Annotated in this window: 13 protein-coding genes and 1 riboswitch; of the genes, 7 read left to right on the top strand and 6 right to left on the bottom strand. The window is 69.1% G+C overall.

Annotation, left to right across the window (positions count from 1 at the left end):
* Positions 1 to 30 precede the first annotated feature (30 nt).
* A complete protein-coding gene (locus ACFQGD_RS04800) occupies positions 31 to 2,235 on the top strand; it encodes an AAA family ATPase (protein WP_345399685.1) in 2,205 nt (734 codons plus the stop codon).
* A gap of 56 nt (positions 2,236 to 2,291) precedes the next feature.
* Here ACFQGD_RS04800 and ACFQGD_RS04795 read toward each other — a convergent pair whose 3' ends face one another.
* The gene (locus ACFQGD_RS04795) at positions 2,292 to 3,002 is read right to left on the bottom strand and encodes a LytR C-terminal domain-containing protein (protein WP_345399682.1); all 711 of its coding nucleotides are present in this window, start codon (positions 3,000 to 3,002) and stop codon (positions 2,292 to 2,294) included.
* Complete coding sequence (locus ACFQGD_RS04790) at positions 3,002 to 3,322, bottom strand: DUF3263 domain-containing protein (RefSeq protein ID WP_345399679.1); 321 nt, start codon at positions 3,320 to 3,322, stop codon at positions 3,002 to 3,004. The genes ACFQGD_RS04795 and ACFQGD_RS04790 overlap by 1 nt, the downstream gene beginning before the upstream one ends.
* Before the next feature lie 203 nt (positions 3,323 to 3,525).
* Here ACFQGD_RS04790 and ACFQGD_RS04785 point away from each other — a divergent pair, with 203 nt between their 5' ends.
* The 4 genes from ACFQGD_RS04785 to thiD all read left to right on the top strand — a co-directional run bounded on the left by ACFQGD_RS04785 (position 3,526) and on the right by thiD (position 7,792).
* Positions 3,526 to 4,092, top strand: a complete 567-nt coding sequence (locus tag ACFQGD_RS04785; RefSeq protein ID WP_345399676.1) for a peptide deformylase — start codon at positions 3,526 to 3,528, stop codon at positions 4,090 to 4,092.
* A gap of 86 nt (positions 4,093 to 4,178) precedes the next feature.
* Positions 4,179 to 5,102, top strand: a complete 924-nt coding sequence (locus ACFQGD_RS04780; protein WP_345399673.1) for a S1C family serine protease — start codon at positions 4,179 to 4,181, stop codon at positions 5,100 to 5,102.
* A gap of 165 nt (positions 5,103 to 5,267) precedes the next feature.
* Positions 5,268 to 6,950 carry a phosphomethylpyrimidine synthase ThiC gene (gene thiC, locus ACFQGD_RS04775; RefSeq protein WP_345399670.1) on the top strand — a complete coding sequence of 561 codons (1,683 nt, stop codon included), beginning with the start codon at positions 5,268 to 5,270 and terminating at the stop codon, positions 6,948 to 6,950.
* 29 nt (positions 6,951 to 6,979) lie between these two features.
* Positions 6,980 to 7,792: a bifunctional hydroxymethylpyrimidine kinase/phosphomethylpyrimidine kinase gene (thiD, locus tag ACFQGD_RS04770; RefSeq protein WP_345399688.1), complete on the top strand. Its 813-nt coding sequence runs from the start codon at positions 6,980 to 6,982 to the stop codon at positions 7,790 to 7,792.
* 14 nt (positions 7,793 to 7,806) lie between these two features.
* Here the strand turns inward: thiD and thiG are convergent, their stop codons facing one another.
* The 3 genes from thiG to thiO all read right to left on the bottom strand — a co-directional run bounded on the left by thiG (position 7,807) and on the right by thiO (position 9,882).
* Positions 7,807 to 8,568 (bottom strand): thiazole synthase, encoded by a 762-nt coding sequence (thiG, locus tag ACFQGD_RS04765; protein WP_345399667.1) that lies wholly within the window; start codon positions 8,566 to 8,568, stop codon positions 7,807 to 7,809.
* Between the two features lie 4 nt (positions 8,569 to 8,572).
* A complete protein-coding gene (gene thiS, locus ACFQGD_RS04760) occupies positions 8,573 to 8,773 on the bottom strand; it encodes a sulfur carrier protein ThiS (RefSeq protein WP_345399664.1) in 201 nt (66 codons plus the stop codon).
* Positions 8,773 to 9,882 carry a glycine oxidase ThiO gene (gene thiO / locus ACFQGD_RS04755; protein ID WP_345399661.1) on the bottom strand — a complete coding sequence of 370 codons (1,110 nt, stop codon included), beginning with the start codon at positions 9,880 to 9,882 and terminating at the stop codon, positions 8,773 to 8,775. The genes thiS and thiO overlap by 1 nt, the downstream gene beginning before the upstream one ends.
* A riboswitch (TPP riboswitch) is annotated at positions 9,881 to 9,986 on the bottom strand. Its footprint overlaps the gene before it by 2 nt.
* Positions 9,987 to 10,046: 60 nt before the next feature.
* On the opposite strand from thiO, the gene thiE reads away from it, so the two are divergent.
* The gene (gene thiE, locus ACFQGD_RS04750; RefSeq protein ID WP_345399658.1) at positions 10,047 to 10,724 is read left to right on the top strand and encodes a thiamine phosphate synthase; all 678 of its coding nucleotides are present in this window, start codon (positions 10,047 to 10,049) and stop codon (positions 10,722 to 10,724) included.
* Entirely contained in the window at positions 10,721 to 11,662 is a 942-nt protein-coding gene (locus tag ACFQGD_RS04745) for a threonine ammonia-lyase (RefSeq protein ID WP_345399655.1), read from the top strand. Before thiE ends, ACFQGD_RS04745 begins: the two co-directional genes overlap by 4 nt.
* A 94-nt stretch (positions 11,663 to 11,756) precedes the next feature.
* Here the strand turns inward: ACFQGD_RS04745 and ACFQGD_RS04740 are convergent, their stop codons facing one another.
* The gene (locus tag ACFQGD_RS04740; protein ID WP_345399652.1) at positions 11,757 to 12,437 is read right to left on the bottom strand and encodes a DUF3159 domain-containing protein; all 681 of its coding nucleotides are present in this window, start codon (positions 12,435 to 12,437) and stop codon (positions 11,757 to 11,759) included.
* Positions 12,438 to 12,647 lie beyond the last annotated feature (210 nt).

Below are 12,647 nucleotides of genomic sequence, written 5' to 3'. Positions count from 1 at the left end.
TGACCGCGCTGTCTCAGTAGGCTCGGCACCGTGCCGACACCACAGATCACCCTGACCGCACGGCTGACCCCTTCCGCGCTCGACACCCGGCGCGGCGTCGTCCGCCTGCACCAAGAGGTGCTCGACGCGCTGGGTCTGCGCGCCTGGGACGCCGTTCGGCTGGTCGGAGCGCGGGTCAGCGCGGCGCTCGCCGCGCGTGCTCCGGAGGACGGCCAGCACGGTGTGGTGCTCACCGACGACGTCACGCTGTCCAACCTGGGCGTGACCGAAGGCGGCGAGGTGGTGGTGTCTCCTGCTGACGTCGCACACGCCCGCAGCGTGACCGTGTCCGGCTCTCGGTTGGCGAGCATGTCACTGCCGCCGGAAACGCTGCGGCTAGCGCTGATCGGCAAGGTGTTCACCATCGGCGACGCCGTGTCCTTGCTGCCGCAAGACCTCGCACCCCCAGCGGGCACCGACGTCGCCGAGGCACGCGGCAAGCTCTCCCGCGCCATCGGCATGACCTGGACGACGGAGCTGCTGACCATCACCGCCACCGACCCCGAAGGCCCGGTCACGGTCGGCCCGTCCACGGTCCTCTCCTGGCGCGCCGTGTCCGACACTCGCGACACCGTGTCCGACACCCGTGACGCCGTGTCCGACAGTCCCGACGCGGCATCGCACGCTGAAGCGACCCCGCCCGTATCCGACCTCGCGGGCGCGCACACGGCGGCGAGCACACTGACCGAATGGTTCGAGCTCGCTTTCACGCATCCCGAACTGCTGGAGCAACTCGGTGCGTCTGCCCGGCTCGGCGTCCTGCTGAGCGGCCCGGAAGGCGTCGGCAAAGCCACCCTTGTCCGATCCGTCGCACGCGCCAACAACATCACCGTGGTTCCGCTCGCCGCGCCGAGCGTCGCCGTGTTGGAACCGAACGCCGCGGTCGCCCGCCTTGATGACGCCGTCCGATCCGCGAAGTCCGCCACGGGACCCGCCGCGCTCCTGATCACCGACGTCGACGCGCTGCTCCCGGCGGACGCGCCCCCGGTCGCCACCGTGCTGCTCGACCGCGTTCGCGATGCCCTTCGCGCGCCGAACATCGCCGTCGTCGCGACCACGGCTCACCCGGAGGGTGTCGACAACCGACTGCGCGCCGTTGACCTGCTCGACCGCGAACTGAGCTTGTCGTTGCCCACCACCGAAGTGCGCACGGAATTACTGCGGGTGTTGCTACGCGACGTCCCGCTTGAACCGGACGTCGACCTCGGCGCGATCGCGGCGAAAGCACCCGGTTTCGTGGCGGCCGACCTCGTCGCGCTACGCCGCGACGCCGCGCTCAGAGCGGCCCTGCGACAACGCGAGGCGAACCTACCGCGAGTGTCGCACCAGGACCTGGTGGATGCGCTCAGCACAGTACGTCCATTGTCGATGTCCGAATCGGACACGCTGGCGACCGGCGGTCTCAGCCTTGACGACGTCGGTGACATGCACGACGTCAAGCAGACACTCACCGAGGCCGTGCTGTGGCCGCTGCGCTACCCGGACTCGTTCTCGCGGCTGGGCGTGACGCCGCCACGCGGGGTGTTGCTCTACGGTCCGCCGGGCGGCGGCAAGACCTTCCTGGTTCGGGCATTGGCGGGCACGGGAGCGTTGAACGTGTTCGCGGTCAAGGGCGCTGAACTGATGGACAAGTGGGTCGGCGAATCCGAGCGGGCGGTCAGGGAGTTGTTCCGGCGGGCGGCCGAAGCCGCACCGTCGCTGGTGTTCCTGGACGAGATCGACGCGCTGGCACCTCGACGCGGGCAGTCGGGTGACTCCGGAGTCGCCGATCGCGTGGTCGCGTCACTGCTGACCGAATTGGATGGCGTGGAACCGCTGCGAGACGTCGTCGTGTTGTGCGCTACCAATAGACCAGAGTTGGTCGATCCAGCACTGTTGCGACCGGGCAGGATCGAACGACTGGTGTACGTACCACCGCCGGACGCGGACGCTCGAGCGGAGATCCTGCGTGCCACGGCACAGAACACGCCGCTAGCATCCGATGTGGATCTCGAGGCGCTCGCCGCCACATTGGATGGTTACTCCGCGGCCGACTGCGCCGCGCTGATCCGCGAAGGCGCGCTCACCGCGATGCGGGAGTCACTGGATGCCGCGGCGGTGACGGCCAAGCACCTGGAAGCGGCCCGCAAGACCGTGCGACCATCGCTCGATCCCGCGCAGCTCGCCGTGCTGGAGGCGTACGCTACGGGACGCTAACGCGCGGAACGGCACACACGGCGTCGTGAGCGGGGGACACGAGGTGTCGGGCGTCGCTACTTGCCGGCCTCGCGACCTTCGTAGTCCTTGGTCACGATGACTATCACACCTGGGCTGGCATCCTTGATGCCGTCGAACCGAGGCCTGACACGCATGCTGAAGTTCTCACCGATGGCCTGGGCGGCGGCTTCCTCGTTTGTACCTTCGCGGTAGTAGACCGTGGTGGTGTAGATGACGCCGTCGGAGTAGTTGCCGGTCTCGACGACGTCCCATCCCCTCGCCTCGAGGTCACGCGACGCGCGCGTGGCGAGCCCGGAAATCTTGCTGTTGTTGTAGACCCGGACGTCGACCATCTCCCACAGCGCGGAGCCATCCTTACCGCTGCCGACATCGTCCTTGCCGCCAGGACGGTCAGTCGCCTTGCCCCCGTCACCGGCGCCGTCGCCGGCCCCTGCGCCGTCCTTACCAGCGTCCGACCCGTCCGATCCGTCCGACGCGCCGTCGTCCGGCTCGCTCGTCGCCGTCTCCGACTCCGTCACGGCATCCGATGGCGACTCGGACGGCGACCCGGGTGCGGATGTCGGGGACTCACCACCGTCACCCTCGCCAGGCGCCGTCGTGGTGGTCTGCTCGCCGCTCGGCGCGGCGGCCTCGTCGGCATCGCCCGTGATAACCGTCACGGTCCCGATCGCGACCGCGATCACGGCGACACCGACCAGCGCGAGCCCCGCGGCACGCAACGGTCGGGAGAGTCCTGGCAGGTTCATCACAGCTCGATCCCCAGCCGTCGTGCCGCGCGCACCCGCTTACGCGCGGCCCTCGTCTTACGCAGGCGTTTGATCAGCAGCGGGTCAACGCGCAACGCGGCTTCTGACTCGATGAGCCGGTTCAGCACCTGGTAGTAGCGCGTGCCCGACATACCGAACAGCTCACGGATCGCCTGTTCCTTCGCCCCCGCGTACTGCCACCATTGCCGCTCGAACGCGAGAATCTCGTGGTCTCTGCGGGACAACCCATCCACGCCCACGTCGGCACGCGTCAGCGGGGATGGATCATCGGGCCGAGGTACCGGCTCCGCTGCGTCCATCTAGCTGTTCGCCTCACAATCGCGTCGTTACTCGCTGGTGCTACGCCTGGCGCGGGGCGCGAATCACAGGCCTGTGATTCGCTGGCGACATTAGATCATGGGGCACCGACACGTAGTCCGCATTAGGTCGGCGCGTCGGGGGTGTTCACCCACTCCAGCAAGCGGTTCCGCCGCCGTCATCCGGGCGGATTAGGATTTCGGGCGTGACCGTGCATCCCATCCGCATCGCAGGCGATCCCGTCCTGCACAACCCGACCCGCAAGGTAGAGCAGTTCGACGACGACCTGCGCACGCTCGTGGACGACATGTTCGACACGATGTACGCGGCGGAGGGCGTCGGCCTCGCCGCCAACCAGATCGGCGTCGACCTGCGCCTTTTCGTCTACGACTGCCCGGACGACGAGGGCGCACGGCACAAGGGCCTCGTGATCAACCCGGTGCTGGAGACGTCCGAACGCCCCGAGACGATGCCTGATCCGGACGACGACATGGAGGGCTGCCTGTCCGTGCCGGGTGAGAACTTCCCGACCGGCAGGGCGACCTGGGCGAAGGTCACGGGCGTCGATCTGGACGGCGAGCCGGTCGAGGTCGAGGGCACCGGCTTCTTCGCGCGATGCCTCCAGCACGAGACCGACCACCTCGACGGCCTGCTGTACCTCGATCGACTGGTCGGCAGGAACCAGCGCGCCGCGAAGAAGATGATCAAGAGCAACCGCTGGGGCGTGCCCGGCCTGAGCTGGAACCCCGCCGAGGGCCGCTACCCGAGCTGACTACGCCCACGGCGAACGTGGCGGCACCAGCACATCCGCTCGGCGCACACTGGATGTAACGGTGTAATCCGACGGGTGGTGGCCCCATGTCCGACATCGACCAGGACGCCCTCGACGCCTACTCGCGCGTGGTCAGCTCGGTCGCCAGGGCGGTGACGCCGCAGGTCGCGAGCATCACGCTGCGCCGAGGAAACGGCTCAGCGGTCGTCTTCGACGACGCGCACCTGCTCACCAACGCCCACGTCATCGGCTCCGGCGATAGTGGCACCGTCACCTTTTCAGACGGCGCGGAGACGCCCTTCCGCGTGATCGGCGCGGACCCACTGTCCGACCTCGCCGTGATCAGCACCGAAGCGCACGGCAAAGAGCCCGCGCGGCTCGGCAACGCGGACGACCTGGTCGTCGGCCAACTGGTCGTCGCGGTGGGCAGTCCGCTCGGGTTGTCCGGTTCGGTCACGGCGGGCGTGGTCAGCGCGCTCGGCCGGTCACTGCCGGTGCAGCAAGGCAAGGCGAGCCGAGTGATCGAGGACGTCATCCAGACGGACGCCGCACTCAATCCGGGGAACTCGGGCGGCGCGCTCGCGGACGCGTCCGGGCGCGTGGTCGGCATCAGCACCGCGCTGGCGGGCGTCGGACTCGGCCTCGCCGTCCCGGTGAATCCGACAACGCGACGCATTATCGACACCCTGCTGGTGGAAGGTCGCGTTCGGCGCGCGTACCTCGGCATCGTCGGCGTACCCGCGCCGCTGCCGGAGGACGTCGCCGCGCGCACCGGCCAGCACGCGGGGTTGCGCATCGTCGACGTCGTCCGCTCCGGTCCTGCCGACCGCGCGGGCCTCCACACGGGTGATCTGATCCTCACCGTCGCGCGGGAAGAAGTCGCGGACGCGCAGGGGATTCAGCGGCGGCTGTTCGGCGAGGTCATCGGCACTCCGCTGCCGATAACGGTGCTCCGCAACGGCGCGATGGTCGACGTCTTCGCGACACCAACGGAACTGCCCGTCGGTTGAGGTCCGCCCTTGAACCGGCACGGGCGGCATGGCAGGGTCGAGTTGACAACCACACAACCGCGGGAGCTCGCGCCATGGCGGGCTGAGAGGGCGGCTGGCCTCGAGCACAGCGCCGCCGACCGCATGAACCTGACCGGGTAATGCCGGCGTAGGGAGGAGAGTCGCGTGACCACTCTTGACGAGTCCACCCAGCTTGAGGGCGTCCAGCCGACCATCACCACCGGGCCGATCACCGGATCGCACAAGCACTACATCACCACCGAGCGCGGACTGCGCGTTCCAGTTCGGCGCATTGATCTGACCAACGGCGAGCACTTCGACGTCTACGACACTTCGGGGCCGTACACCGACGACGACGCCACCATCGACGTCCATCAGGGCCTCCAGCCGATGCGCAAGCCCTGGATCGACGGCCGCGAGCACAACACCCAGCTGGGCTACGCCAAGGCCGGGATCATCACCGAGGAGATGGAGTTCATCGCGGCGCGCGAGCGGATGAGCCCCGAGTTCGTGCGCGATGAGGTCGCCAGGGGCCGCGCGGTGATTCCGGTCAACCGCAACCACCCTGAGTCCGAACCGGCCATCATCGGCAAGAACTTCCTGGTGAAGGTCAACGCCAACATGGGCAACTCGGCCGTCTGGTCGTCGGTGGAGGAAGAGGTCGAGAAGATGGTGTGGGCGACCCGCTGGGGTTCCGACACGATCATGGACCTCTCCACCGGCAAGCGAATCCACGAGACGCGCGAGTGGATCATTCGCAACTCGCCGGTGCCGGTCGGCACGGTGCCGATCTACCAGGCGCTCGAGAAGGTGAACGGCGAGCCGGAAAAGCTCACGTGGGAGCTGTACCGCGACACCATCATCGAGCAATGCGAGCAGGGCGTCGACTACATGACGGTGCACGCGGGTGTGCTGCTGCGCTACATCCCGCTGACCGCCAAGCGCGTCACCGGCATCGTCTCGCGCGGCGGGTCGATCATGGCGGCGTGGTGCCTGCACCACCACAAGGAGTCGTTCCTCTACACCCACTTCTCCGAGCTGTGCGAGATCCTGCGCGCCTACGACGTCACGTTCTCGCTGGGTGACGGCCTGCGGCCCGGCTCGACCGCGGACGCCAACGACCGCGCACAGTTCGCCGAGCTGGAGACATTGGGCGAGCTGACCCACATCGCGCGCGAGCACGACGTCCAGGTGATGATCGAGGGCCCAGGCCACGTGCCGATGCACAAGATCAAGGTGAACGTCGAGAAGGAAGAGGAGCTGTGCGGCGAGGCGCCGTTCTACACCCTCGGCCCGCTCGCCACCGACATCGCGCCCGCGTACGACCACATCACGTCGGCGATCGGCGCGGCGCAGATCGGCTGGTACGGCACGGCGATGCTGTGCTACGTCACGCCGAAGGAGCACCTCGGCTTGCCCAACCGGGACGACGTCAAGACCGGCGTGATCTCGTACAAGATCGCGGCGCACTCCGCTGACCTGGCCAAGGACCACCCGTACGCGCACGAGTGGGACGACGAGCTGTCCAAGGCGCGGTTCGAGTTCCGTTGGGAGGACCAGTTCAACCTCTCACTCGATCCGGACACCGCGCGGGCATACCACGACGAGACGCTGCCCGCCGAGCCCGCGAAGACGGCGCACTTCTGCTCGATGTGCGGCCCGAAGTTCTGCTCCATGCGGATCACGCAGGACATCCGGGACTACGCGGCCGAGCACGGACTGGAGACCGTCGAGGCGATCGAGGCGGGCATGCAGGAGAAGTCCAAGGAGTTCGCCGAGCACGGCAACAAGGTCTACCTGCCGATGGCGGAGGCCGCTGAAGTCGAAACGGGGAACGGTCAGGCGTGAGGGAGACCCCAGCGTCCGATGGTCAGAGCCTGCAAGCAACTCCTCCCCGCGCGTTGACCATCGCCGGGTCGGACTCAGGCGGCGGCGCCGGCTTGCAGGCTGACCTGCGGACGTTCTTCGCCAACGGCGTCCACGGCATGAGCGCCGTGACCGCCGTGACAGTGCAGAACTCCGTCGGCGTGTCCGATGTGTCGGAGATTCCGCCGTCGGTGGTCGCCGCCCAGATCCGGGCGGTGGCCACCGACATCGGGGTCGACGCCGCGAAGACCGGGATGCTCGCCACGACGGAGATCATCATGGCGATCGTGGCTGCCTGCGACGAGGTCGGCATCGGGACGTCGGTGCCACTGGTCGTGGACCCGGTGGCGGCGTCCATGCACGGCGATCAGTTGCTCCGCGACGAGGCGTTGGAGGCCTACCGCACCGAGCTACTGCCCCGCGCGACACTGGTGACGCCGAACCTCGACGAGGTCCGGCTCCTCGTCGGCATCGACGTCACCAACGCCGACGAGCAGCGCCAAGCGGCCAAAGAGCTGCACGCGCTGGGCGCGCGATGGGTGCTGGTCAAGGGCGGGCACATGCACCACGACCCGACGTGCACCGACCTGCTCTACGACGGCAACGACTTCACCGAACTGACCGGCCCCCGATACGACACGAAGCACACCCACGGCGGCGGAGACACCCTAGCCGCGTCCATCACGGCGTCGCTGGCGAAGGGCACGAGCGTGCCGGACGCCGTCGCGCACGGCAAACGGTTCATCGAGCGCAGCGTCCAGGCGTCGTATCCCCTCGGCGCGGGCGTCGGGCCGGTGTCGCCGCTCTGGGTGTTGGACGACTGAGCCCCGCACCGCCGCTAGCGCGGCGGGCTTGACGCTTGCGCCCAGAAGCGCTGCGGAATCCGGCCCGCCAGCCGTGCCAGACGCCCGGCGTCGACGGCGTTGCGCATGGCCGCCGCCATCCGCTCCGGGTCCTCGGCGCGGGTCACCGCCGTGGACAGCAGCACGGCGTCGCAGCCGAGCTCCATCGCGAGCGCCGCGTCGGACGCTGTGCCGATCCCCGCGTCCAGCACGATCGGCACGTTGGCACGGGAGGTGATCAGCTCGATGTTGTGCGGGTTGCGGATGCCGAGCCCGGTGCCGATCGGCGCGCCGAGCGGCATCACCGCGGCACAGCCCGCTTCCTCCAGTCGAAGCGCTAGTACCGGGTCGTCGTTGGTGTAGGCCAGCACGGTGAAGCCGTCGGCGACCAACTGCTCGGCGGCGTCCAGCGTCTCGAACGGCTCGGGCAGTAGCGTGCGGTCATCGGCGTGCACCTCGAGCTTGATCCAGTCGGTCTCCAGCGCCTCACGGGCCAGTCGCGCGGTCAGCACCGCCTCGGCCGCGCTCCGGCAGCCCGCCGTGTTGGGCAGCAGGCTGATGCCAAGCCGTCGCAGCAGGTCGAGCACGCCGGAGCCGCCGTCCACATCGGCCCGGCGCATCGCGACCGTTGTCAGCTCGGTGCCGGATTCGACGAGCGCCCGTTCCAGCACCGCGAGGTTCGTCGCGCCACCGGTGCCGATGATCAGCCGCGAGTCCAGCTTCTGCCCGCCGATGACGAGCGGATCGTCCGATGTCACCTGATCAGCCTCCCTGCACCGCGGTGAGGATCTCGACCTTCGCGCCGTCGGTGAGCACGACGTCCTGCCACTCGCTCCTGGTCACGACCGTGCCATCCACCGCGACGGCGACGCCACGTCGCGCCGTGCCGAGCTGCTCCAGCAACCGCGCCAGCGTCGTGCCCTCCGCGACCTCGCGTTCCTCGCCGTTGACCTCGACGTCCATCACACCTGTTCTCGCTTTCTGTCGCGCGTCGGGTCCGCCGCCGCGATCTCGTCCGGCAGCCCCTCATCCGCCAGGATGCCGAGCACCGCGTCCGCCGTGACCGGCGCGTGCAGCAAGCCGTTGCGGTAATGACCAGTCGCGACGATCACGCCATCGGACAGCCTGCCGATCAACGGCAGGTTGTCCATGCTGGCCGACCGCAGTCCCGCCGTGATCTCGGTCAGCTCGTACTCACTCACGCTCGGGTACACCTGCTCGGCGTAGTCCAGCAGCTCCCGTACGCCGCCTGCCTTGACGCTCTCGTCGTAGCCGCTCTCGTACTGCGTCGCGCCGACGATCAGTTCCCCGTCCGCGCGCGGGACCAGGTACAGCGGTCTGCCCTCGACTATCGCGCGCACCGTCACGCCTGGTGGCGGCAAACACCCACGGCGCGGACGCATCCGCACGATCTCGCCCTTGAGCGGCCGGACGGCCTCCCGCAACTGGGGGTGCAGCAGCGCGCTGCGAGCACCAGCGGCCAGCACGACGGCGTCGGCGTCGTACACACCGGAGTCGGTGACCACCGCGGACGGCCCTATCTCGCGCGCGGACTCGCGCACGAACTCGACACCGTTGCGCTTGCAGGCCGCCTGGAGGGCGTCAAGTAGCTGCCGGTTGTCCACGGCCAGGTCACCAGGCACGACGATCCCTGATCGGAGCGCTGACGCCAAGCCAGGCACGAGCGAACGCAACCGACGTCCGCTGATCACCTCCACGGTGCGCCCGATCCGGCCAAGGTAGTCGGCGAGAATACCGATCTGGTCGGCGTCGGCGGCGTCCCTCCCGGCGACGACGGTGCCCGCCTCCGACAAGCCGGGGTCGAAGGCGTCGACGGCCAGCTCGCGGGCGAACTCCGGCCAGCGACGCAGCGACCGCTCACCGAGTTCGAGCACAGCCTCCTCGCCCGGCCACGCCTCGGTCACCGGTGCCAGCATCCCGCCAGCCACCCAGGACGCACCCCGCCCCGGTTCCGGATCGACCACCGTCACGCGGTACCCCGCCGACGCGGCCCGCCAGGCGGCGGCAAGCCCAATCACGCCGGCACCAACGACGGTCACCTGTTGCGACATCACACGAAATCACGCTCCCTGCGCCGGCATAACCCGGATCAGGTTCCACGGTCGGAGCTGCATGCTCCCTCTCAGCCGCTGCAACGGCTCCCGTGCGGACACTGTTCACCGTAGCGCGAGACACCAACGGAATCCACCCGCCCACGCCACGGTAGCGTCGAGGCATGCCTCAGCTTGACGGCGACGCGATCCGGCGACGACTCGCCGACGCGCGGCTGTACCTGTGCACCGACGCCCGTGGCGAGCGCGGCGACCTGGCCGAGTTCGCCGATGCCGCGCTGGCCGGTGGGGTCGACATCATCCAGCTACGCGACAAGACCAACGGCGTCCCCCTCGAGGCCGCGCAGGAGATCGCGGCACTGGAGACGCTGGCCGAGGCGTGTGAGCGGCACGACGCGTTGCTCGCGGTGAACGACAGGGCCGACATCGCGCTCACCCTCGATGCCGACGTCCTGCATCTCGGCCAGGACGACATCCCGGTCTCACTCGCGCGGCGCATCCTCGGCGACGACGTCGTGATTGGTCGCTCGACGCACTCGGTCGAACAGGCGACGGCCGCCGCGAGGGAGCTGGGCGTCGACTACTTCTGCACGGGGCCGTGCTGGCCGACGCCGACCAAGCCAGGCAGGCACGCGCCGGGGTTGGACCTGGTCAGGACCACGGCGGACGCCGCGCCGGAGCGGCCGTGGTTCGCCATCGGCGGCATCGACGAGCAGCGGCTGCCAGACGTCCTCGCGGCCGGCGCGCGCCGGGTCGTCGTCGTCCGGGCGATCACCGAAGCGGACGACCCACGCGTCGCGGCGGAACGGCTGTCCGCAACCCTGGCATCCTGGACGTCGTGACTCTCGTAATCGTCGATGACGTCAGGGCGGCCGCGAAACGCGTCGCCGGCGTCGCCCTGCGCACGCCGCTGCTCGCGCAACCGTGGTCCGAGCGACCGCTGTGGCTCAAGCCAGAGAACCTGCAGCCCATCGGCGCGTTCAAGATCAGGGGCGCCTACAACGCCATCGCCGTCCTCGACGACGCGCGGCGACAAAACGGCGTCGTCGCGTACTCCAGCGGCAACCACGCCAACGCGGTCGCGTTCGCTGCGAAAGCGTTTGGTGTGCCCGCCGTGATCGTCATGCAGGACTCAACACCTCGGGTGAAGGTCGAGGCGACGGCTGCGCACGGCGCGGAGATCATCGAGGTGCCGATGGCCGACCGTGAGCGGGTCGCCGCCGAGGTCGCCGAGCAGCGCGGCATGGCGTTGATCCCGCCGTTCGACCACCCGGAGGTGATCGCGGGCCAGGGCACAGTCGGCCTGGAGATCGTCGAGGACCTGCCGGACGTCGATGTCGTGCTGGTGCCAGTGGCGGGCGGCGGGCTCGCGTCCGGTGTCGGGGTCGCCGTCAAGGCGCTGCGGCCGGAGGCTCGGGTCATCGCCGTCGAGCCGGAGCTCGCGGCGGACACCGTGGAGGGGTTGCGTGCGGGACGCCAGGTGCACTGGACGCCTGAGCGGCGCGCCCGCACCATCGCGGACGGGCTACGCACCGAGCCGTCCGAGCTAACGTTCGCGCACCTACGCGAGGTCGTCGACGACGCCGTGACGGTGAGCGAGGACGAGATTCGCGCGACGATGCGCACACTCGCGACCCGCGCTCGGCTCGTGGTCGAGCCGAGCGGCGCCGTCGCCTGCGCCGCCGCACTGCACCGGGACCTGCCGCCAGGGCGCACCGCGGCCATCGTGAGCGGCGGCAACGTCGACCCGGCGCTACTGGCTGAAGTTCTGCGCGGCTAGACGTCGAGCCGCCTTCCTGGGGTTGTGCTCGCGAAACCGGGCGAAACCGGACACCCATCTGTCACAGCCCCAGGAAGCTCCGCGCCAGGTACGTCTAATCCTGTGCGTGCGCCAGCTCCCGAGGGTGCCGCAACCCGGGGTGGTCACTTGGCAGCGCGCGGTGGAGTACCCAACCGCTGACCGCGATCGTCAACGCGACGAGCGGCCAGGTCAGCACGGTACGAGCGATACCGAGGGCGACGACCTGCCCGCTCCACCACAACAGACCGAACACCACGACCCGCACGGTGTACTGCCCGAACACCCACACCCAACTCGCCAGCGAGTACGCGCGCAACAAGTCCGGGTCACGCCGCCAGCGTGTCTTCTGCCCAAGCATCGTCCCGACGACGACGCCGAGCAGCGGCCACCGCAGGAGGATGCTCAACGCCCACACCAGTGCGCTAACCAGGTTGGACAGCAGTTGCAGCAGGAAGAAGTCCTCCGCCCTGCCGGTCTGTAACGCGATGTACGCGGCGAGGACGACGGCGGCGAGGCTGAGCACGACAGCACCGACCCGCTTGCCGCGCAGCAGCCGTTCCACGGCGACAAGGACTCCGACCGCGATGGCCGCGAACGCACCCCAGCCGATCGAGCGATCGGCGATCAGCCAACCGGCGACGAAGGCCAGCGGCGGCAAGCTGGCGTCGATCGCGCCGCGCCTGCCACCAAGCAGCGCCCCCAGGGATTCCCGCCCGGCAGCGGACGTCTTATCCGGGGTAGGTCGCTCAGTCACGTCCCTAGCCTGCCTGACCACGCCCCGTGGCGGTAGCGCGCCCCGGTCCCGTACGCGATGGCGCTCAATGGGAATGTGACGGAACCGTTTCCGCCACGTCGAACGTTAGATCGGCACAGGTCAGGACAGTTTTCGAGGTCGAAAAGCAACAATGTGGCGACGGTTGCGCCGACCGACGGTGGCGTAGGTGTCGTGTGACCAGGCATTCTC

Origin of the sequence: Haloechinothrix salitolerans (assembly GCF_042662605.1) — a bacterium.
GTDB lineage: Bacteria > Actinomycetota > Actinomycetes > Mycobacteriales > Pseudonocardiaceae > Haloechinothrix_A > Haloechinothrix_A salitolerans.
This window is presented reverse-complemented; position numbering and strand designations above follow the sequence as displayed.

What these genes read in the sequence shown, in the direction of transcription:
- ACFQGD_RS04795 (WP_345399682.1), bottom strand. Translation starts at nt 3,002, where the DNA reads ATGAACCTGCCAGGACTCTCCCGACCGTTGCGTGCCGCGGGGCTCGCG.
- ACFQGD_RS04790 (WP_345399679.1), bottom strand. Translation starts at nt 3,322, where the DNA reads ATGGACGCAGCGGAGCCGGTACCTCGGCCCGATGATCCATCCCCGCTG.
- ACFQGD_RS04780 (WP_345399673.1), top strand. Translation starts at nt 4,179, where the DNA reads ATGTCCGACATCGACCAGGACGCCCTCGACGCCTACTCGCGCGTGGTC.
- thiS (WP_345399664.1), bottom strand. Translation starts at nt 8,773, where the DNA reads ATGGACGTCGAGGTCAACGGCGAGGAACGCGAGGTCGCGGAGGGCACG.
- thiO (WP_345399661.1), bottom strand. Translation starts at nt 9,882, where the DNA reads ATGTCGCAACAGGTGACCGTCGTTGGTGCCGGCGTGATTGGGCTTGCC.
- thiE (WP_345399658.1), top strand. Translation starts at nt 10,047, where the DNA reads ATGCCTCAGCTTGACGGCGACGCGATCCGGCGACGACTCGCCGACGCG.